At 67.0% G+C, this 20,468-nt stretch carries 16 protein-coding genes; 9 read left to right on the top strand and 7 right to left on the bottom strand.

What is annotated here, in order from left to right; translation table 11 throughout:
• Positions 1 to 216 precede the first annotated feature (216 nt).
• The gene (pyrE, locus tag Q4A20_RS09885) at positions 217 to 786 is read left to right on the top strand and encodes an orotate phosphoribosyltransferase (protein ID WP_303122584.1); all 570 of its coding nucleotides are present in this window, start codon (positions 217 to 219) and stop codon (positions 784 to 786) included.
• 93 nt (positions 787 to 879) lie between these two features.
• Here the strand turns inward: pyrE and Q4A20_RS09880 are convergent, their stop codons facing one another.
• Positions 880 to 1,074, bottom strand: a complete 195-nt coding sequence (locus Q4A20_RS09880) for a hypothetical protein (RefSeq protein WP_303122582.1) — start codon at positions 1,072 to 1,074, stop codon at positions 880 to 882.
• 45 nt (positions 1,075 to 1,119) lie between these two features.
• Positions 1,120 to 2,703: an SIR2 family protein gene (locus Q4A20_RS09875; protein ID WP_303122581.1), complete on the bottom strand. Its 1,584-nt coding sequence runs from the start codon at positions 2,701 to 2,703 to the stop codon at positions 1,120 to 1,122.
• Between the two features lie 115 nt (positions 2,704 to 2,818).
• Here Q4A20_RS09875 and Q4A20_RS09870 point away from each other — a divergent pair, with 115 nt between their 5' ends.
• Positions 2,819 to 3,574 (top strand): TrmH family RNA methyltransferase, encoded by a 756-nt coding sequence (locus tag Q4A20_RS09870; RefSeq protein ID WP_303122580.1) that lies wholly within the window; start codon positions 2,819 to 2,821, stop codon positions 3,572 to 3,574.
• A 92-nt stretch (positions 3,575 to 3,666) separates the two neighbouring features.
• On the opposite strand, the gene Q4A20_RS09865 is transcribed toward Q4A20_RS09870, so the two are convergent.
• Positions 3,667 to 4,104, bottom strand: a complete 438-nt coding sequence (locus Q4A20_RS09865; RefSeq protein ID WP_303122579.1) for an Hsp20/alpha crystallin family protein — start codon at positions 4,102 to 4,104, stop codon at positions 3,667 to 3,669.
• 269 nt (positions 4,105 to 4,373) lie between these two features.
• Here Q4A20_RS09865 and fbaA point away from each other — a divergent pair, with 269 nt between their 5' ends.
• Together fbaA and Q4A20_RS09855 are read left to right on the top strand one after the other, a co-directional pair.
• Positions 4,374 to 5,423: a class II fructose-bisphosphate aldolase gene (gene fbaA, locus Q4A20_RS09860; RefSeq protein WP_303122578.1), complete on the top strand. Its 1,050-nt coding sequence runs from the start codon at positions 4,374 to 4,376 to the stop codon at positions 5,421 to 5,423.
• A gap of 367 nt (positions 5,424 to 5,790) precedes the next feature.
• Entirely contained in the window at positions 5,791 to 5,949 is a 159-nt protein-coding gene (locus Q4A20_RS09855; RefSeq protein ID WP_303122577.1) for a hypothetical protein, read from the top strand.
• Between the two features lie 644 nt (positions 5,950 to 6,593).
• Here the strand turns inward: Q4A20_RS09855 and Q4A20_RS09850 are convergent.
• On the bottom strand, positions 6,594 to 6,983 hold the full coding sequence (locus Q4A20_RS09850) for a type II toxin-antitoxin system VapC family toxin (protein WP_303122583.1): 390 nt from the start codon (positions 6,981 to 6,983) through the stop codon (positions 6,594 to 6,596).
• Between the two features lie 742 nt (positions 6,984 to 7,725).
• Entirely contained in the window at positions 7,726 to 9,030 is a 1,305-nt protein-coding gene (locus Q4A20_RS09845; protein WP_303122576.1) for a hypothetical protein, read from the bottom strand.
• A gap of 192 nt (positions 9,031 to 9,222) precedes the next feature.
• Here Q4A20_RS09845 and Q4A20_RS09840 point away from each other — a divergent pair, with 192 nt between their 5' ends.
• Positions 9,223 to 10,509: an adenylosuccinate synthase gene (locus Q4A20_RS09840; RefSeq protein WP_303122575.1), complete on the top strand. Its 1,287-nt coding sequence runs from the start codon at positions 9,223 to 9,225 to the stop codon at positions 10,507 to 10,509.
• Between the two features lie 63 nt (positions 10,510 to 10,572).
• Here Q4A20_RS09840 and Q4A20_RS09835 read toward each other — a convergent pair whose 3' ends face one another.
• Positions 10,573 to 11,445, bottom strand: coding sequence for a hypothetical protein (locus Q4A20_RS09835; protein WP_303122574.1), 873 nt, complete (start codon positions 11,443 to 11,445; stop codon positions 10,573 to 10,575).
• Between the two features lie 75 nt (positions 11,446 to 11,520).
• Positions 11,521 to 12,339, bottom strand: a complete 819-nt coding sequence (locus Q4A20_RS09830) for a hypothetical protein (protein WP_303122573.1) — start codon at positions 12,337 to 12,339, stop codon at positions 11,521 to 11,523.
• Between the two features lie 160 nt (positions 12,340 to 12,499).
• On the opposite strand from Q4A20_RS09830, the gene Q4A20_RS09825 reads away from it, so the two are divergent.
• From Q4A20_RS09825 to Q4A20_RS09810, 4 genes are all read left to right on the top strand, one after another.
• Entirely contained in the window at positions 12,500 to 14,344 is a 1,845-nt protein-coding gene (locus Q4A20_RS09825; protein WP_303122572.1) for a phosphoenolpyruvate carboxykinase (GTP), read from the top strand.
• Positions 14,345 to 14,506: 162 nt separating this feature from the next.
• A complete protein-coding gene (locus Q4A20_RS09820; protein ID WP_303122571.1) occupies positions 14,507 to 16,450 on the top strand; it encodes a hypothetical protein in 1,944 nt (647 codons plus the stop codon).
• On the top strand, positions 16,435 to 18,420 hold the full coding sequence (locus Q4A20_RS09815) for a hypothetical protein (RefSeq protein WP_303122570.1): 1,986 nt from the start codon (positions 16,435 to 16,437) through the stop codon (positions 18,418 to 18,420). The genes Q4A20_RS09820 and Q4A20_RS09815 overlap by 16 nt, the downstream gene beginning before the upstream one ends.
• A gap of 41 nt (positions 18,421 to 18,461) precedes the next feature.
• Positions 18,462 to 20,450: a hypothetical protein gene (locus tag Q4A20_RS09810; protein ID WP_303122569.1), complete on the top strand. Its 1,989-nt coding sequence runs from the start codon at positions 18,462 to 18,464 to the stop codon at positions 20,448 to 20,450.
• Positions 20,451 to 20,468 lie beyond the last annotated feature (18 nt).

Here is a 20,468-nt window from a genome sequence, read left to right as displayed (position 1 = left end):
CCGACCCGCCACATCACACCCCGCCCCGACGCATCACACCCTCCGGCGGACGCCTCGCACCTCGGGATGTCGAATCATCCCCGAATCGCACGAACCGCAAACGCGCATACCCAATGGGCCCGAGCATGACGACTACGTCCCGCTCGTCGTCCTGGTGTCAATTCTTCCTGCAATGTTCGGCACCGCCGGGTTAGCCTTGGCGGTGTGAGTACAGACGTGATCGCCAATGACTCCCACCGCGCCCGCCTGGCCGAACTGATCCGGGATCTCGCCGTCGTCCGCGGAAAAGTCACCCTCGCCTCCGGGCTCGAATCCGACTTCTATGTGGACATGCGCCGCGCCACCCTGCATCACGAGGCTGCACCCCTCATCGGCCACGTCATGCTGGACATGCTGGAGGAGGCCGGGCTCAGCACTGAGGACGTCGACGCCGTCGGGGGCCTGACGATGGGGGCCGACCCCGTGGCCACCGCCTTGTTGCACGCGGCCGCCTCCCGCGGGTTGGACCTGGATGCCTTCGTGGTGCGCAAGGCTGCGAAGGACCACGGCATGAAGCGCCGCGTGGAGGGGCCCGAGGTCGCCGGCCGCAACGTCGTCGTCCTAGAGGACACCTCCACTACCGGCGGCTCCCCGCTGGAGGCCGTCGCCGCGCTGCGTAAGGCGGGCGCGAATGTGCTGGCGGTCGCCGTGATCGTCGACCGCGCCACCGGGGCGCGCGAGCGCATCGAGTCCGCCGGCCTGCCTTACTACGCCGCCCTCGGACTCGCGGAACTCGGACTTGACTGACGCCGGCTACCCGCAAACCCCGGGCCCGACGTTTGCGGGCTGTCCATGCTTGAGCGGGTCGGCAGGCGTCCGTCAGCTACGAATCGGCGACGGTCAGGCGCTTTTCGCTGCCCTTGACTGCGACTCGGTGCGCTGCGGCCTGGGTAGCGTGCGAATGTTGCGCTGGCCGGTACGCACGGTGACCAGACGGAACCGAGTTCCGTCGCCAGTGACCGGGACGGCGACAACACGCTCTTCCTGTGCGGGCTGGTTCGGTGACTGCGGTAGAGACTGCATCATCATCGTCATGTCTGCTCCTTAAGAGACCAACTCAGGATACATGACTCGCGGCGGCTAGGCGAGCGTCTCGACCTGGCCTTCAAGAACATCGGCTACGTCTTTGACGAGCTTATCAAGGTGATCGCGCAGGGCGTAGTCCTCGACTATGGCATCCGCGAGATCCTGGGCGTTTTTCGAACCGGCGTCGTCACCATCTGCGAGTTGGACTGCGATCGTGACGGATCCGCACACGGTTGGTGGTTTATCCGGCTGGGAGATTGTCACGCGCTGTCCAAGAATTGCGTCCCAATGCTCTATGTCTTCTGTCTCCACTCGCTGTGTTTCAGAATGTAATGCCTGTGCCGCCACCCACATACTGCCCGGTCGAGTGCTTATCGTCTTGACGACCTCCGGAGTCAGGAAGACGTGTCCTTGCTTGCCTATCCTGTGTAGTTGATGGGAGCCATCGGCAAGCCATACCGACACGTCTGACCGTGCAAGCCGGTCGTCCTCCAGGTTTAGCATGGCGCATTTGGCGAGTGCTCGGGATGTAGTCTCGAGGCGGTCGCTGTTGACAATACTGCTGAAGATGTGAGAAACACGTTCTTGTGGCGATTTGTTGTCGCTGCGGTAGGTGGAATCGGCGCCACAGCGATACAGGTGCTCCTCGATTAGCGTCGTTGCGTCAGAAAAGTGTTCCGTGATAAGCACCGTGATTCCAAGTTCTTCCCACTGCTTTTCGAGAAGTCGACGGTAATCCGCGAAATCGGCGTCCTCCAGATCTCGTAGCGGGCCTAGGCTCTCCTTCGCGATTACCAGGTAGCCCAGGGGTGTCGTCTCAGTGGGAGATGCTGAGTCGGCGCTGTTATGCGAGCCGGATGTGGCGTCTCGTATTGCTTCGAACCATGCCTGTAGATCGTGGTCCGTCAGTGAGTGTCCGACTATGAACAGGCTGAATCCAGATACTCTGATCGCATTCAGCAACTCGAGTTGCCAACTGCTCTTGTTGCGCAGTACTTTATTGTAGTCGGACTGGGTTACTATGGGGTTGACGGATGTGAATCCTGTGAGAGTTTCGCCCTCCTGCGACATTGTGTCATCAACATAACCGTGCAGGTGAAATACCGTAGGGAGATATCTGTCATCTCCGTTATCGCAGCTGATGAAAGATTCGCCCAGTTGGAAATCGTCTCGAACAAAGACGTATGATCTGTCGTAGTCTGATGCGGCTCCTTCGTGTAGCAGATCGAAATTGGTGGTCAGGATCGGAAGCCCGTGCGCGGCCGCGTGCCTAGCTAGAATGTGATGCAGGGTGGTTGGAGGCGGGATGGCGTCATCAGGGATGTTGGCGGGGTGTAGTGCGCGTGCGACTAGCAGTAGCCAGGCGTTATCCGGGTCTTGGTCGCGCCTACGCGCACCGGCCTTGCATACTGCGCGGGCGCCTTCCGCGATGACTTGTCTGTTGCCGGCGGCGAGGTATCTGCGCGCGGAGTCTCGATCCGGCAGTGCGCCCGAGCCCACCAGCAGGTTGATGACGAACTCGTCCCAAGTGGGGTAGCCGGCCTCGTAGGAGATTCCCGAACCGGTGAGGAAGATCAGTTTGTCTGGAGGTGTGATGATGCGATCGATCAGTTCCCGGGTGATGTCGGGGAAGGCCATGGGACTCCTCGGACGACGTCGCGACGTTGAAACCGTGTCGGTAGGACGGACATTAAGCTACCGCAGGTGCGATCGTGGAGGTGGTCGTGCGTCGCGTACTGGCAGGGGGCAGATGATGTCGGATTACCGAGGTGAGCGGTGTGCGGGTGACGTCTCCGGCGCCGATCCGGACGTCCCAGACGCCCTCTACGCCGCCTCCGACCCGAATAGGCCGCCCGAGTCCGACACGCGGGCGGAGGATGGGTGCGCATCCCGCGAGGTCGGGGTCGGACCCTGGCCCGGCGGCCCGGATGCGTGGCCCGACGACCCTCGCTACGACCCGGCTCTGCTGGCCGACGGCGACCGCCGCAACGTTGTCGACCGCTACCGCTACTGGACCATCGAGGCGATCCGCACCGACATGGCCGGGCGCGCCCACGGTCTGCACGTGGCCGTGGAGAACATCTCCCAGGATCTGAACATCGGGTCGATCGTGCGCACCGCCAATGCCTTCAACGTGGCCGCCGTGCATATCATCGGCAGGCGCCGCTGGAACAAGCGCGGCGCCATGGTCACCAACCGCTACCTGGATGTGCGCCACCATCCCGAGCCGGATGCGCTGCTGGAATGGGCGGATGACGCAGGATACGAGGTGATCGGGATCGACAACGGCCCGCGGGCGCAGCTGTTGGAGGAGGCGGCGCTGCCGGAGCGCTGCCTGATGGTGTTCGGCAGCGAGGGGGAGGGCATCAGCTCGGCACTGTTGGAACGCTGCTCGCGGGTGCTGCGGATCGGCCAGTACGGTTCCACCCGGTCTATCAACGTGGCCGCGGCGGCGGCCGTCGCCATGCACGCCTGGGTGCTCCAGCACGCCGGGCCCGCCCCCGACTGAGGCGGGGGCGGGCCCGGGAGAGTCGACGCCCCAGTGCTGGACGCTCGGGGGTGTCGTTGCGACCATCCCCGAAGTGAGGATGCCCCTCCGGGTCAGTTCTGCTCGGCCTCAATCACCGGGTGGTGGGCCGGGGCGTGGGTGACTTCGATCTTGCGCGGCTTGGCCTCCTCGGCCACCGGGATCGTGAGCGTGAGCACGCCGTCGGTGTACTGGGCGGAGATGCGGTCCAGCGCGAGCCCGTGACCGAGCGTCAGCTGCCGGGCGAAAGTGCCGGTTGGGCGCTCGTGAGCCAGCCACTGCACGTCCGCGGCCTCGTGCGCCGGGCGCTCGGCGCGGACGGTCAGAGTGCGGTCCTCGACGTCGACGTCGATGGTGGCGGGGTCCACACCGGGCAGGTCGATGCGCGCCACGAAGGACTCGCCCTGGCGGAACAGGTCCAGGGGCATGCCCACGGACGCGGGGGTGCGCACCATGCCGCTGCTCAGCCAGCGGTCCAGGTCGCGGAACGGGTCGAAGGATGTTGATGCCATTTTGAGCCACCTCCAGTGGTTACGGCCTCGGCGTTTCCGAGAGCCGAGTCAAGGGGCGTGCCTGTGCCGCTCCCGGCTGCTTCAATTCTGGCACTCTCCTGCCGAGAGTGCTAACGCTCATCGCCAGGGGTGAACGATCATCCCGGTGGAGTCGCCGACCGCGGGAGTGTTTTGGGTAACCGGGACCATGATCCGGTTCACGCGGGCATGAATCCGTGACAGAATCAGCACCGCACCACTGACTATTCACTTTCATCAGGAGGCACCCAGTGGCCATTGCAACCCCGGAGTCCTATGCCGACATGCTTGACCGCGCCAAGGCCGGCAAGTACGCCATCCCCGCGATCAACGTCACCTCCTCGCAGACCCTGTCCGCTGCGCTCAAGGGTTTCGCCGACGCCGAGTCCGACGGAATCGTCCAGATCTCCAACGGCGGCGCCGCCTACTGGTCCGGCTCCTCCCGGCTCGACCGCGTGAAGGGCTCCATCGCCTTCGCGGCCTACGCCCGCGCCGTCGGCGACCTCTACCCGGGCGTGATCGGCCTGCACACCGACCACTGCCCCAAGAAGATGCTTGAGCCCTGGATCCTTCCGCTGCTGGAGATCGAGGCCGAGCAGGTCAAGCGCGGCGAGCAGCCGATGTTCAACTCCCACATGTGGGACGGCTCCGCCGAGTCCCTGGATGACAACATTGAGATCGCCGTGGACATGCTGGCCCGCGCCAAGGCGGCCAACACCGTCCTGGAGATCGAGATCGGCGCCGTCGGCGGTGAGGAGGACGGCATCTCCGGCGACGAGAACGCCAACCTCTACACCACGGCCGACGACGCCTGGCGCGCCATCGAGGCCCTCGGCCTGGGTGAGAACGGCCGCTACATCACCGCCCTGACCTTCGGCAACGTGCACGGCTCCTACAAGCCCGGCCACGTCAAGCTGCGTCCGGAGATCCTCGGCGACATCCAGAAGGACGTCGCGGCCCGCCTGGGCGACCGCCTGTCCACCAAGGTAGGCGTGAAGGACTCCCCGTTCGACCTGGTCATGCACGGCGGCTCCGGCTCCACCGACGAGGAGATCGCCACCGCGGTGCGCAACGGCGTCATCAAGATGAACGTTGACACCGACACCCAGTACGCCTTCACCCGCCCGGTCGTGGACCACATGTTGAAGAACTACGACGGCGTGCTCAAGATCGACGGCGAGGTCGGCAACAAGAAGACCTACGACCCGCGCGCCTGGGGCAAGGCCGCCGAGGAGGGCATGGCCGCCCGCGTGGTCGAGGCCTGCGAGCGCCTCGGCTCCGTCGGCTCCGCCAAGCGCTGATCGGCTCGACGACGGCGCGCCCGGGCGGCGTGCCTCGTCTTTGACAAGCGTGCGCTTCGGCTGCGGCCCCGGCACCCATGTGGTGTCGGGGCCGCAGCCGTGTTCGGTGGGGGTATGTCCGCCCGGAACGACGACGCAGCGGCGTGCGGTCCGTTGTTCCGGGCGACGGTTCGTCGCCTCGAGGTATGCCGCCGGTGAGACCGCGGTCAGGCCATGATCCCTCCGGGACTCATGCCTGAGTAGGAGATTCAGCCGGGACGTCTCCTACTGCGATGCCTTGGACACCCGGCGCATGTGCGCGAGCATGATCGGGTTGCAATGGCACCGTAACTCCGATCCGGTTGCCGACATGCTTGATGGAGGTCCGATGTCTCGTCGTCGCGCTACGGTGATGGTCGCCGTCGCTGTGCTGATCGCGCTCGCCTGCGGACTGGGGTTGCGTCAGTTCTTGGCCGGCTCGGCCTCCCAAGGCTTCGGAGAGGGGGCCGATACGGGGATCGTCAGTGCCGTGCAGGTGCGCTGGTAACCATTCTTGGCCGGGAGGGCGTGCCCATGACGGCCGGGTCTCGCCGACGTGATGAGCTACGGCCGCCATCGGATGTACACACCTACATTCGTCGGTGGTGCCGCGGCCTGGCGCGAGGGAAAATACCCCCGGGACAGTCGTCAATGCTGAGACGGACGGGGTGCACCATGATGAAGCGAGTAACGGTTGGGATGCTACTGGTGGCGGCGCTGGTGGGCGGTGCCGTGCCACAGGTGACGGTCGGGTCGGTGGTAGCAAATAGTTCGGCAGGGCGGGAGGCTTACTCGCGGGGGAGTGCTGCAGAGAGCACCCGCGGGCTGTTGTGCAGGCTGTTGCCTGAATGCTGTAGTAATCAAAAATGATGTTGAAACGTACGGGCGAGCATCCATTTGCTACCGTCGGGACACCTCTCGGGAAAAGGGTATCCTATGTGACCATTGGGGCGGTCGCATTGGTCATGGACCTAGCTATGTGGACCGGCGATTCACCCGCGGCGTTGCAAGCTGCACTAACCATTTTGCCTGAATCGATGGGTGTGACCGCACGCCAGGGTGCAAAAGCTCGTAGTAGGGAGCAAGGGGTCGGAACAGGCGGTGAATTCTGTGATGTCCAGGAGGCCGGCCTCGCCGTCGCGGAGCCGGCGTCTACACGGCGATGAGGTGCAGCCCGGGGTCGACGGCTTGCAGGTCGCCCGGGTCCGAGGTCGCCACTGCGTGACCATGCTCGCGGGCGTGCAGTACCACATGGACGTCGATGACATCGGGGTGTCCGCTGCGGCCGCATAGCAGCCCCACCGCCCGCGCCGCCACATCGTCCAGTGGGATGACCTGAACCGCGGGGTCGCCGAGCAGGCGGGCGATTCGCGCTTGGCGGGGTCCTCCTCGCCACGCCTGGGCGACGACGCCGACGGGTACCGCCAGCGCGATCCGGGCCTCGACCGCCCGGCGCAGCAGGGCTCGCATTCTGGCATCGCCGCGCTCAAGCGCCAGCAGCGCCCCCGTGTCCAGGGTCAGGCCCGTGACCTCGCCATCCATGTTCACGCCAGTCCCAGGACGCGGTCGGCCCAGGCCAGGTCGCGGAGCGGTTGGTCGTGTGTGGGCTGATGGGCTCGGTGTCGGGCGGCAAGGACGTCTTCGGGCGGGGACCTTGTCTGGCCGCCCGGGTGCCCACGGATGAACAGTCGTCGCCGCCCATATGCGGCTCTTCCGGCTTGTGGGTGCGGTGGTTCCGGCGTGGTGGCTTCGGCTCGGGCTGCGGTGTAGGGGTCGCGTTCGGGGGTGGATGAGGTCGATGTCGGGCTGGCGAGGACGTTGTCCGCCGGGCAGGGACGCCCTCGCCGTTGGCTGTGGTGGACGGCGTGTTGCGGGGTGAAGGACGCGGCGAGCCTGCCGGTTCAACCGTGCCGGACCCGGCCGCACCTGGCCGCCGGCAGCCCCGGTGCCCGGAACCAAGGCCCTCTGCGACGCCACTTCCCGGTCTGCTACGCCACTTCGGGGTTGACAACGCCGGTTAACCGTCTGCTGAAGGCCCCTGGGGCATACAGCACAACGTTAAGTAGCGTCGTTAACGCCCAATCGACGCACCAGACACCCCACCCCGTGTCAGGCCTCAAGACATCGACGACAGCTCTGCCGCAGCCCACCACAACCACCACACCCCCAAACCGGAAGAGCCCCTTCTCCTCGCCAGACCGCCACTAGTGACACACTGAGGCCGGCACCAATAACGCCCTGAAATGGTGTCTACTAGTGCCGGCCTCGTGGAAGGCGCGTGGGCTCAGTGCTTCAGCTCGGCGTCGATCACCGTCATCTCGTTGGGTACCACGCTCAAGTCCAGGCTGGAGAGCAGCTCGCCGGTGGAGATCTGTACCAGGTGCAGCTTCTTGGCGGCGTGATCGGTGACGTAGGCGAAGTCGCCGGCGGTCTTCACATTGGGGCCGGGCTCCTGCCAGTTCTCGTTCTCCGTCCAGGGGGTAGCTACATCCACCTGCTTGGTCACCGCGCCTGAGGCCGTATCAATGATGTTGAGCTTGCCGTCGTAGGTCAGCACGACGCCCTCGCCCGCGGCCCCACGGCCGAAGGAGCGGAACCAGTAGGCCGATCCCAGTTCAACCGTTGTGGTGGTGGCGTCGGTGGTGTTGATGATGCCGACCTTGGTGGGGTGCTCCGGTTCGGCGCCGTCCACGGGCTCAACGGTCTTGTAGTCCGTGAGCACGTAGGGGGAGTCGTGGGAGCCGAACTGGTTGCCGCTGCGCTGGTACGTCTCCGGCACCGGCACCTTGTGGAACTGCCCGTCGCGGAACACCACCGAGCCGTTGGTGCAGCCGAAGCTGACCACGTCCTCCCCCTGTGCGGTGGCCTCGCCGTGAACACCGGGGCAATCGGTGGACTCGGCGCCGATTGAGCCGTCGGCCTTGCGCTCATGGACAGTGTGGCGCTCATCCTTGGTCCCCTCGGTCACGAGTACGCTGCCACTGGTCAGGGGAACGGCGACGCCGTGATGCGGATCCTTGGTCTGGAAACTGGTCAGTTCATCCGAGCTGAGCTGGCCGTCCTCCAGCGCCTTGGTGTCAAACATGGTGACTGTGCCGGTGCCGTCGTCGAATACTGCGGTCTTTCCGGCATTGGTGACAACGTGGCCGGGCTTCTCGGCGGTGATGACAGCGCCGGTGAGTTTGGGGGTGGTGGTGTAGTAGTGGTTGTGGTCTCCGTGAGGCGTGACGATCATGCCCAGGTCCAGGACCTCGAAGCCCTCGGAGGATGAGACGAGCACGTGGCGGCCGTCCCCGGCGGGGTTGAGCCGTAGGAACCCTTCCTTCTTGATGTCCGCCACAACCTTGCCGTCAGAGGTGTCCACGATCTGGATGCCGCCGTCATAGGTGATGGCGGCGCGCGGGTCGACGTCGCTGACCTCTACGGGTTTGTCTGACGACGCCGCGGAGGCCGACGTGTCGCCGGTTGAGTCCTCGCCGCTGGAGGCGGCGTTGCTTGGTCCGGTGGCGCTGCCGCAGGCAGAAAGGGACAGCGCCAGGGTCGCCGTGGCGGCCAGGGCGAGGAGTGGGGAATGCAGGTGAGTTCTCATGACGTAGACGGTAATGATTATCGTTAAGGAGTGCAACTCCATAAAGCCCCGTCCACCAGCCAGCCGTGCTGAGGCGCAGGCGTCCGCCTGTCGGTGCCGCCCGAGACCGATGCCGGGCACGGGGTAGGCTGGCCCGCGGCGCGCTCGGGCCGCGCCTGCCCTTAGGGGCACTCACTCAGTCAGGGAGTAGCAATGCCAGCCGTCGTCGTCGTCGGGACTCAATGGGGAGACGAAGGAAAGGGCAAGGCGACCGACCAGCTCGGTCAGGGCGTCGACTACGTCGTGAAGTTCAACGGCGGCAACAACGCCGGTCACACCGTTGTCATCGACGGGGAGTCCTTCGCCTTCCACCTCCTGCCCGCGGGCGTCCTCACCCCCGGGGTAACCCCCGTCATCGGCAACGGCGTGGTGGTGGACCTGGAGGTCCTGTTCTCCGAGATCGAGGAGATAAACTCCCGCGGCAAGGACGCCTCTGCACTGAAGATCTCCGCCAACGCCCACCTGATCCCCTCCTACAACCGGGTCATGGACCGCACCACCGAGCGCTTCCTCGGCGCCCGCCAACTGGGCACCACCGGCCGCGGCATCGGCCCCACCTATGCGGACAAGATGAACCGCGTCGGCCTGCGCGTGCAGGACCTGTTCGACGAGTCGATCCTGCGCCAGAAGGTCCACTCCGCCTTGGATCAGAAGAACAGCCTGCTGCTGAAGGTCTTCAACCGCCCCGCCATCGACCCCGACGCCGTCGCCGACGAGCTGCTGTCCTACGCCGAGCGCGTGCGCCCCATGGTGGTGGACACCTCCCTGCTGCTCAACCAGGTCCTTGACGCCGGCAAGACCGTCCTGTTCGAGGCCGGGCAGGCCACCATGCTTGACATCGACCACGGCACCTACCCCTTCGTCACCTCCTCCAACCCGACCGCCGGCGGCGCCTGCACCGGCACCGGCGTGGGACCCACCCGCATCGACGCGGTGGTCGGCGTGGTCAAGGCCTACACCACCCGGGTGGGCGAGGGGCCGTTCCCCACCGAACTAACCGACTCCATGGGGGAGCGGCTGCGCGCCGAGGGCGGCGAGTACGGGGTCACCACCGGGCGTCCGCGCCGCTGCGGCTGGCACGACGCCGTCGTCACCCGTTACGCGGCCCGCGTCAACGGGCTCACCGACCTGGTGATGACCAAGCTCGACGTGCTCACCGGTCACGAGACCATCCCAGTGTGTATCGCCTACGACGTCGACGGCGAGGTCACCCCGGAGATGCCGTTGACCCAGACCGACTTCCACCACGCCCGGCCGGTCTATGAGGAGCTGCCCGGCTGGAGCGAGGACATCACCGGCGTGCGCGACTTCGCCGACCTGCCAGCCGCCGCCCGCGACTACGTGCTGCGCATTGAGGAGCTCGCCGGCTGCCGCATCTCCGCCATCGGGGTGGGGCCTGGTCGGGAGGCCACCATCACCCGTCACCGGCTGCTTGGCTGAGCGCGTCGCCCAATGGCGCCGCCGGTGGCCTGCTCCGTCGAGGACGGCCACCGGCGGACCGGCTCAGTATTGCCCGCCCGGGTTGTAAGGGGGCTGATTCTGGCCCGGCTGCTGATAGCCGGGCTGCTGCGGTTGGGCGCTGTAATCCGGCTGGCCGGGCTGAGGCTGGGCGCCGGGCTGTTGGGTGACGCCGTAACCCGGTTGGCCCGGCTGGGGCTGGTAGCCGGGCTGCTGCGGAGCGCCGTAAGCCGGCTGGCCGTACTGAGGCTGGGCGCCGGGGTAGCCGGCGGCCGGGTTGAACCGCTTCCGGTTCCTGGAGACGACGACGGCGATCACTCCGCCGACGATGGCGGCCAGGACCACGACCCCGATGATGATCCACGGCAGAATGCCCGAACCGGGAGAGTCCTTACCGGCGGCCCGGATGGAACTGAGGGTGACGACGTCGTCCCAACTGACTTGGTTTCCGGAGATCTTGGCGTTGTCGTCGGCCCTGGTGACCTTGCCCGGGAAGGTGACGGCCAGAGAGGCCTCATCATACTCGCTGAAGGCGTCTGCGGTGGCTTCGACGATGTACTCGCCGTCTGTGTGCGTGATCGTCAGGTTGCCGTCGGAGTCGTCTTCCATGAATCTGTAACCGACTATGCGCAGGGTGCAGGTGTCGTCGTTGCGGGAGACGGTTACCTTATCCGCATTCTCCTCCTCCCACAGATCGTCCTTACAGATCAGATCGAGGTAGAGGTCGTCCAAGTCGTAGACGACCGTCATATCGGCGATATTGTCCTCGTGGAGCACGATGTCGATGTCGGCGGTGGCGGTTGAGTCGAGGTCGTCCGCGGTGGCGGTCGGGCCCGGGAACACGGAGCCGAGCAGAACTGCGGCGCCGGCCGCCAGGGCACTGGCGCGACGCAGGGGGAGGGGGGAGAGGATGCTCATGGCCGGCAGTCTACGGAAACGTTCCGCTCTGGCAATAATGCGCCGGGGCGCCGGATTCGGGCTGTGCGGCCGAGTTCAGTGCGCCGAACGGCGTCGGCGGCGGCGCAACACGACCGCGCCCACCGCCGCGCCGGCGGCGCCCACTCCGGCCACGATCCACCACCCGTAACGGTCCCAGGGCGATAAGCCGTCGCCGTCGGTTGCCCTGCCGGAGGCGGTCACGCCGTCGTACAGCAGATCGGCGTCCTCCCAGGTGACGGTGTTGCCCGACACTCGGCCGCCGCCGGCGTCGACCACGGCACCCGGGAAGGTGATGGACAGGCGGGCGTCCACAGCCGTGTTCAGCGACTCCTGCGCTGCGGTCGCGCCCGCGTCGGGGGCTGCGGGTGAGGCGCCGGCGGAGTCCTGTGCGCCGTCGGTCCCCCCGGTGCCGCCGGGGGTGTCCGTCGGTGCACCCCCATAGCCGGTCACATGCACCACGTAAAGATCGCCGTTGCGAACCACCAGCGGCTCCGACGCCGACTCGCCCGCAGTAACCTCCTCGGTATCCCCGGCGTCGGGGATGGGCACACCCGTCACATGCACTTCGCAGCCGATCCCTTCGGCGTCGTCAGCCGATCCCACCGGGGAGGCGGTGACTTTGACGCCGTCCCCGGCGCCGACCAGTGACTGCGCGGCATAGTCTTGGCAGTCGGTGTCCGCGGTGAAGATCGTGCCGGTGGTGTCGCGCATGACCAGTTCGGCGTCGTAGGTGCCGGCCGCGTCCAGACGCATCTGCATATGGGCGGTGCAGCCCGTCAGCGCCAGCGCGGCCGCCCCGGCTCCGACGGCCAGGAGTCCGCGGGTGCGGGTGGGCGTGCGATCACGGTGTTCGACGAGCGGTTCGGTGGCCACGCCCCGACGCTACACGGCGGTGAGTGTGGCAGGAAACACCACCCCGCGAAGGGGAAAAAGTGCGGACAGGGGACCTTCGGACGTGACCTCGGGCGCCGGATGAGGAAGGATAGGACCCGACCCCGTTGAGTCATGAGAACCGAAAGAAAGAAGGACTCACATGACTGTGTCTGAGCAGGATGTCCGGGCGGCTGCACCGGCCAACGCCCCCGAGGACGTCATCGCCTTCGCCGTCCGTCTCGCCGAGCTCGGCAAGCCGGAGGACGTTTACTTCTGCGACGGATCCGATGAGGAGTGGGACCGCCTGACCACCGAGATGGTCGAGTCGGGCATGTTCGTCCGCCTCAACCCGGACAAGCGCCCCAACTCCTTCCTTGCGCGCTCGCTGCCCAGCGATGTAGCTCGCGTCGAGTCCCGCACCTTCATCTGCTCCGAGAAGGAGGAGGACGCCGGCCCGACCAACAACTGGTACGACCCGGCCGAGATGAAGAAGATCCTCAACGAGAAGTTCGACGGCGCCTACGCCGGCCGCACGATGTACGTGATCCCCTTCTCCATGGGCCCGCTCGGCGGCCCCATCTCCCAGCTGGGCATCGAGATCACCGACTCGCCCTACGTCGTGGTCAATATGCGCATCATGACGCGCATGGGCGCCAAGGCGATGGACCTCATCAACGAGGGCCGCACCTGGGTTCCCTGTGTGCACTCCGTGGGTGCGCCTCTGGCCCCCGGTCAGGAGGACACCACCTGGCCCTGTAACGACGAGAAGTACATCACCCACTTCCCCGAGACCAACGAGATCTGGTCCTACGGCTCCGGTTACGGCGGCAACGCCCTGCTGGGTAAGAAGTGCTACGCGCTGCGCATCGCCTCCACGATGGCTCGCCGCGACGGCTGGATGGCCGAGCACATGCTCATCCTGCGCCTGACCGATGAGAAGTCCGGCAAGCAGTACCACGTCACCGCGGCCTTCCCGAGCGCCTGCGGCAAGACCAACCTGGCCATGCTCCAGCCGACCATCCCCGGCTACAAGGTCGAGACCGTCGGCGACGACATCGCCTGGATGCGTCCCGGCGAGGACGGCCGCCTGCGCGCCATCAACCCCGAGGCCGGCTTCTTCGGCGTCGCCCCCGGCACCTCCTATGACACCAACCCGATGGCGATGGACACGATGAAGTCCAACACCATCTTCACCAACGTCGCCCTGACCGACGACGGCGACGTGTGGTGGGAGGGCATCGACGCTCCACTGCCGGACCACCTGATCGACTGGCAGGGCAACGACTACACCCCCGCCGACGCCGAGGCCGGCAAGAAGGCCGCGCACCCGAACTCGCGCTTCACCACGCCCGCCTCGCAGTGCCCGATCATCTGCCCCGACTGGGAGGCCCCCGAGGGTGTCGCCATCGACGCCATCCTGTTCGGCGGTCGCCGCGCCACCAACGTGCCGCTGGTGGCCGAGCAGTACAGTCCCGCGCACGGCGTCTTCATCGGATCGGCAGTGGCCTCCGAGGTCACCGCCGCCGCGCTCGACGCCAAGGTCGGCTCCCTGCGCCACGACCCCTTCGCGATGCTGCCCTTCTGCGGCTACCACATGGCCGACTACTGGGGCCACTGGCTTGAGATGCAGGAGCAGCTGGGCGAGAACTTCCCGAAGGTCTACCAGGTCAACTGGTTCCGCAAGGACGCCGACGGCAAGTTCCTCTGGCCGGGCTATGGCGACAACTCCCGCGTGCTCGACTGGATCGTGCGCCGCTCCGCCGGTGAGGTCGAGGCCATTGAGGGCGTGACCGGACTGTACCCGAAGTTCGAGGACTTCAACCTCGACGGCGTGGATGTGGACGAGGCGGTCTGGAACCAGATGTACGACATCGACCCCGACGCCTGGGCCGCCGAGATGGACGACACCGAGGAGTACTTCAAGCAGTTCGGTGACAAGCTGCCCGCAGCCATCACCGAGCAGCTGGCCGAGTTCCGCGAGCGCATCGCCGCCGCCAAGGCCTGACAACCTCGGGCCCACTGCGGCCCCGGCCGCCTGCGGTCAGACAACCCGAGTGCCCGACCCACACCCGACGACGCCCCGCCCCCCGGTCCGGGGAGTCGGGGCGACGTCGTGCCTGTTTTGCCTCCTCGGCTACGCATATACCCGGAGAACCAATAGATATTCATGACATACGAAACCGTTGATGTGGGTGGCTACCAGTGGGTCGTCACCCAGGAGCCGGACGTCACCCCCTACGCCGCCTTGACCATCGCCTACGGCATGCTGAATGAGCCCGTGGGTGAGCTGGGTACGCTCGACCACCTGGCCAGGATGCTGCGTGAGCACCTCAACTCGCCCTTCCCCGCCGCCGACGGCTCGCAGGTGCATACCACGGTGGGCGTGTACGCGCGTGACGCCTCCCTCCTGATCCGGGTTGAGGACGACCGTCCCGAGGTGTTGCGGGCCGCCTGGATGCGGGTAGCAGCCTGCTTCGAGCGGCCCCAGTTGCCGGTGTTGGAGCCGCAGCGCGAGTTCGACCACGTCTGGGACGAGGACACGGCGCTGCGTACCGGGCCCAACGCCCAGTCCATGAACTGGGTGCGGGGCATCTGCCCGGACGCCGCCGACCACGCCCAGGCCCTCCTGCATCACCTGGCCCCGGCCGCCGGCAACCGGCATTGCGTCATGTCCACCTCCGAGCGTTCCCTCGTCGGTACCGGATTCACCGTGCCACCCGCCCGCCCGACCGCCCCGCAGGCGGTCAGCCCCCTGGACCTCGATCCGCTCGCCGACCCCCGCAACCGCGAGGGGCAGTTGATCGTGGATCAGATCTACCGGGAGGTCATGAGCGTGGTCGCCCCTCTGAGCCCGGACGGATACGCCGCCTTCCACATGCTGACCGGTGTGGTGCAGCGGGCCTTCAGCTCCGTGGCGCCGGGCGTGGAGCCGGAATTCAATTTGCGCGTGCTGGGACGCAACATGTTGTTGACGGTCTTCACCGACCGCCCCGAGATGCCCAGCATCGATACCCGCTACGAGATCGCCCAGCGTTTGGCGGCTCCGCAGGCGACCCCGTCGGATGATGCGCTCCAGGCCGCGTGCGCGCATGCCGAGCGTTGGGCCGCCGCCGATGGCTACGTCACCGACTGCCTGCTGCACGGGGTAGCGGTGGTGCAGGCGCCGACGGTTGCCGGTGCCCGCTACGCCTACGACATGCTCCTGCGCACCCGCCATCTGGCGGTTGAGCGCGCGCGGACGCCGCTGCCGGGGCTGGAGATCCTGCGCGGCCCGCTGCCGATGCCCCGTGGTAGGCGCTGGCGGACCTGGTTCGCCCAGGAGAACGATCCGTTGGTGGACAGCGCCTGTGCGGAGGTCGTCTTCGGTGAGCATGTCATCGCCGGCAGATGCCGTGTGCCCGAGCCCGCCCCGCTGGAGCCGCATGCCGTGGACGCCCATGACCTGGTCGTCTGCACCGACGACGGACACGGGCGTATTCAGCTCGTTGACGGGCTCAATAGGCATATGATCATGGTCACTGACGTCTACCGCGGATCGAAGGCCCTGCGTCGGAAACTCGACGAGGTGACCGCGGGTCTGCCGCGCCTACGGCGGATCTACGACGAGCAGATCTGGGAGCAGCGCGACGATTTGATCGCCCGGGCGCGTAAGGCGCGCCGCAGCGCCGTCGTCGGCTGCATCATCGGCGTGATCGGGATCGTGGCCGTTCTGATTTACGGCGGTCTGCGACTGCTGAGCGCGCTGGGGCCGGAGCGGGTGAACGCCCCGTTAGGACAGATCGTTGAACTCTCCAACGGTGCGGAAGTCACCGTGTGGGAGTCGCAAAGTCTTGACTCCGACGTCGCTTACGCCGTCCGGTACTGCGCCCCCTTGCAGGGCGGCGAGGACACCTATGCCCCTGCCGCAGAGGACTTCACCGTCGCCCGCTCCGGCTCCGGGCAGGCCGAGCCGCACACCTTTGTATTCTACGACTCGCAGAACTCCGGTGCGCTCGCACCGGGGGAGTGCACCAGCGGCGAACTGGCGGTCCCCGCTGCCGAGGCGGCCGATGACAGGACCATCACCTACACCGATGAGAAAGGAAACCGGGTCACGTGGGAGCAGTCATGAACGGTGAGTGGATCGACTACAACGGGTACGACTGGTACCTGACCGAACGCGTTGGGGCGGGAGCCTCGGCGATCATCCTCATCGACTACGGGACGGTGGACGAGCCGACCGAGCAGCTTGGGGTCCTGCCCCTGTTCGCGGAGGCGCTGCGCCTGGCCTTGGCCCGACCGGTGGAGACCGGATCCGGTCAGGCCGGCTACCCCGAGGTGGAGGTGCAGGCACACCCCTCCAACATTCGTATCGAGATCAGTGGTGAGTCGGACACGGTCGAGGCCGCCCTGGGTAGGCTCGCCCAGCTCTTCGAGACCGGGGACCTGCCCCTGGAGGCGCAGGTCCCCGAGCCGGAGGAGGACCGCTGGCTGGAGGACCGGGCGGCCCGCACCGGAATCAACGGCTACTCGCTCAGCGGCAAGGAGCTGATCCACCCCGGGCGGCAGGCGCTGGTGCCGCAGCTGATGCGACACCTGTCCCCGGCTGCGGGTGCGTGCCGCACCGTGATCGTCGTCGACGACCGGACGCTGGTGGGGGCGGGATTCACCCGGCCGGGCCCCGGCTCCCAGCGCCGCCCCCACCCCCAGCCCGCCCAGATCGACCTGGGCGCGGACCCCCGCCACCGCGCCGGCAGCGTGCGTGCCTGCTACCCCACCGGGGCACTCATGAGCGCCGCGGCGCCATATGCCCCGCAGTCGGTGGCCGCCTTCCACCTCCTGGCCGGGCACGTGACGGAGACAATGCGGGGCAGTGGCGTCCCGCATGCGCCCGCATTCTCCATGGCCGCCGTGGGTGACCGCCTGATCCTGGAGGTGTCCGTCGGCGAAGGGGGACTGGAGGACGCGGATCACGTCCAACTGCTCGAACGTCTGGTGCGTTTCGACACGCTGCCAAGCGATGCCTCCGTGGCGGCGGCGACCGACCAGGCACAGGACTGGCTGGGCCCCCTGTACGAGCCCATGTGCCACCTGACCGACACCGCCCCCGACCTGGATCTGAGTACGGCCGCCGTGCTCGCCGCCTACCGGGCGCTGGCGCGGACCATCCACCTCATCATTCCTCCCCGGGTGGCCCCGTTGAACGGCTACCCCCTGCTGGTGGACGACCTGCCCGCAGGGGTGGGGCGGACCTGGCGCACCTGGAACGCTCCCAAGGAGGAGCAATGGACCTTCATTCCCAGCAAGGTCAGTGTGCACAAGGGTGTCCTGACCGCGTGGCGGCGGCGCGTCGGGACCACGCGGAAGTACCTGCCACCATTGCGGACCGACCTGAACAACCTGGCCGTCAAGGCCTCCCACAAGCCCACGGGCGCCTACGTACTTGTTGACACCGCCGGGCGCCTGACCCCGGTGCACCCGGGAGCACTGCGCGGCGGTGCGGCGCTGCGCAAGCGGATTGAGCAGGCCGGTCAGGGGCTGCCGCCCACCATTCTGAACTATGGTGACGTGTTCGACACCAAGATGGAGGAGGTCGGGCAACAGCTCAAGTTCCGCCGGGCCATTCGCCTGTTCCAGGTGGGGTTCGTCGTCGCTGTCGTCCTGGCGATCCTCGGTGTGATCGGGTACCAGGTGCTGACCCGGGCGGAGACGGCCACGGTCAGCATCCCCCTGGGGGAGACGGCCACCCTGCCCAACGGCACCACCGTCCGGGTCTACGACCAGCAGCTGGAGCCGGACACCACGGAGCAGGTCTACACCTACAGCGTCGACTTCTGCGCCGGGGAGGACATCTCCGCCTCCAACGCCGAGTCCTATGCGCAGCGCTACGTCAGCACCGGGCTGTTCGGGCTGCGTTACAACAATGAGCAGTCCTGGGGCTTCCCGGTTCGCCTGTGGGAGGGCGGCCTGGAGGAACAGGTCGTGCCCACCGGCGAGTGCGTGACGGGCAGGATCGGATTCACGGCCAACGGCGAGGTCAGTGACGGCGTTGTGCGCATGACCACCGAGGCCGGCGACGAAGTCACCTGGACCACGCCGTGAGGGTTTCCGGGACCGACGCCGAATAAGTAGGGGGAAGACGCATGCTGCACTGGCAACGGCACAATGGGCTCGACTGGGCATGGAATGACGCGTTCGCCGCCCCGGATGCCGGCAGCGGCGCCGTCGAGCAGGTCATGATGCGCCTCGTGCTCGCCTACGGCAGCGCGGACGAGCCCCCCGAGGCCCGAGGCACCCTACAGTTCCTGGCGCAGGCTCTTACCAAGGCGCTCAACCAGCCGGTGGACCTGGGCGGACAGGACGTGTCCGTCCCGGACGCTCAGGTCCACGTCGGTCCCAAGGACTTCACCATCAACGTCGTCGGTCGGCGGGAGGGGGTGCTCCTGGCCTGGGCCCGACTGGCCGAGCTCTTCGCCAGACCCGCCCTCCCCGCCGACCTAGAGGTCCCCGCCGAGAGCCCGCCCTGTTGGCACGACGACGCCAACCTGCGCTTCGGCCCCAGTTCCATGTCGCTGGGTTGGGTGGACGCGACAGTTGCGGACCTGCACCCGCGGGCGGAGCGGCTGCTTGCCGAACTCGACCCGTCCAGGGGGACGCACCGGGCGGTGTTCCTCACCTCTCAGCCCGATCTGGTGGGCAGCCAGTTCGCCCTGTCGACGACGCGGGTGCTGGAGTCCTTCGAGATACCGGATGACTTGTCCGGGCTGACGTCGGTGGCCTTCACCCCCGGTCGCGGCGACCGACGCGGCACACTCATCGGCGAGGCGCCCAACTACCTGGCGTCCGTCGTCGGCCCCTACGATCCGTGCACCTATGCGGCGGGGCACGTTCTGGCGATGCGTGTGAACCGGCTGCTGAATTCCTTCGGCGACCCGGACCTGGTGCTGGCCGTCGACTTCGCTGAAATGGGCGACAGGCTGTTCATCACCTACAGCACCCGGGGCGCCTACCTGACCGATTCGGCCAGGAGGCGCCTGCTTGAGCGCCTGGTGCCGCAAACGGAGCCGGTGCTGCAGGAGGTCCTGGACGAGGCACTGGTCCGGGCCGCCGATTTCACCGGCGGGCAGTACCAGGTGGGCAGGCGCCTGTTCGATCTGCCCGAGGCCCCCGCCGCGTCCTCCGCGGGTGTCCTCCAGGCCCATGCTGCGCTCCTGGAAACGATGCATGTGGCGGACTCCGAGGCGCATGCGCGGCAGGCGGGCACGATGCCGGAATTCCCCGTGATCCTGGCGCCGCCGCCGCTGCCTCAGGGGCGCCGCTTCACCCCTGTCCTCAGCAAGCAGCAGGCACGTTCCCTGAACGCGGAGGTGCTCACCCTGGGAGACACGGTGCTGGCGGCGCATGGCCTCGATGAGGCCCCGGAGGCGGCACGGCGGGTGGATCTGTCACGCGCATTGGTCGTCATTGAGGAGGGGAACACCGCCTACACGATTATTGATGAGGACCTGCAGTACGTCACCGTGGAGGAGTCCATCTACCGCCGCAGGGGAGCCCTGCACACCATGGTGCGGCAGCGGATCTCTCCCCGGGCGGTCAGCCTCGTTCGACGGCAAGCATTGACCTGGCCGGCGCGGGCGGCCGAGATCGGCAGGCGGGCAAGGCTGCGCCGCAGGTTCGTCCGGTGCGGGGTCGCGGTGGCGGCGCTCCTCCTAGTGGTCGGACCGCTGTGGTGGTACCTGGGGAGAGCAGAGACTCTTAAGGCCTCCTACGAGTTGGGTGCGACAGCAACCCTGCCCAATGGGACTACGGTGGTGGTACGAGACCCACAGGTGCAAGCCGCCCCGGGGAACCAGGTGGACGTTGCTTTGCTGGTGGACCTGTGCGGTGGTGAACTGATCAACGCCACCAACGCCGCTGCCGCGGCGCAGAACTCCGTCGGCGTGCTCAGCCTCTCCGTGGAGGCGGGGGGCGAGAGCGTCCTGGCGCTGTGGGACGACGAGGGCTTCTACGACCTCGTGCTCGAACCTGGACAGTGCGTCTCCGGGACTGCCCGATTCCGGCTGCCGGACACCGACTCCAGGCGGGCCGTGTTTACCACCAAGGCCGGCGATCGGGTGGAATGGGCATTGTGAGTGTCAAAATCGATGACA

This window comes from Actinomyces sp., assembly GCF_030530635.1.
Taxonomy (GTDB): domain Bacteria; phylum Actinomycetota; class Actinomycetes; order Actinomycetales; family Actinomycetaceae; genus Actinomyces.
This window is presented reverse-complemented; position numbering and strand designations above follow the sequence as displayed.

What these genes read in the sequence shown, in the direction of transcription:
- Q4A20_RS09865 (WP_303122579.1), bottom strand. Translation starts at nt 4,104, where the DNA reads ATGGCATCAACATCCTTCGACCCGTTCCGCGACCTGGACCGCTGGCTG.
- Q4A20_RS09810 (WP_303122569.1), top strand. Translation starts at nt 18,462, where the DNA reads ATGCTGCACTGGCAACGGCACAATGGGCTCGACTGGGCATGGAATGAC.
- Q4A20_RS09820 (WP_303122571.1), top strand. Translation starts at nt 14,507, where the DNA reads ATGACATACGAAACCGTTGATGTGGGTGGCTACCAGTGGGTCGTCACC.
- Q4A20_RS09870 (WP_303122580.1), top strand. Translation starts at nt 2,819, where the DNA reads ATGTCGGATTACCGAGGTGAGCGGTGTGCGGGTGACGTCTCCGGCGCC.
- Q4A20_RS09825 (WP_303122572.1), top strand. Translation starts at nt 12,500, where the DNA reads ATGACTGTGTCTGAGCAGGATGTCCGGGCGGCTGCACCGGCCAACGCC.
- Q4A20_RS09845 (WP_303122576.1), bottom strand. Translation starts at nt 9,030, where the DNA reads ATGAGAACTCACCTGCATTCCCCACTCCTCGCCCTGGCCGCCACGGCG.
- Q4A20_RS09835 (WP_303122574.1), bottom strand. Translation starts at nt 11,445, where the DNA reads ATGAGCATCCTCTCCCCCCTCCCCCTGCGTCGCGCCAGTGCCCTGGCG.
- Q4A20_RS09855 (WP_303122577.1), top strand. Translation starts at nt 5,791, where the DNA reads ATGTCTCGTCGTCGCGCTACGGTGATGGTCGCCGTCGCTGTGCTGATC.
- Q4A20_RS09850 (WP_303122583.1), bottom strand. Translation starts at nt 6,983, where the DNA reads ATGGATGGCGAGGTCACGGGCCTGACCCTGGACACGGGGGCGCTGCTG.
- Q4A20_RS09880 (WP_303122582.1), bottom strand. Translation starts at nt 1,074, where the DNA reads ATGACGATGATGATGCAGTCTCTACCGCAGTCACCGAACCAGCCCGCA.
- Q4A20_RS09875 (WP_303122581.1), bottom strand. Translation starts at nt 2,703, where the DNA reads ATGGCCTTCCCCGACATCACCCGGGAACTGATCGATCGCATCATCACA.
- Q4A20_RS09840 (WP_303122575.1), top strand. Translation starts at nt 9,223, where the DNA reads ATGCCAGCCGTCGTCGTCGTCGGGACTCAATGGGGAGACGAAGGAAAG.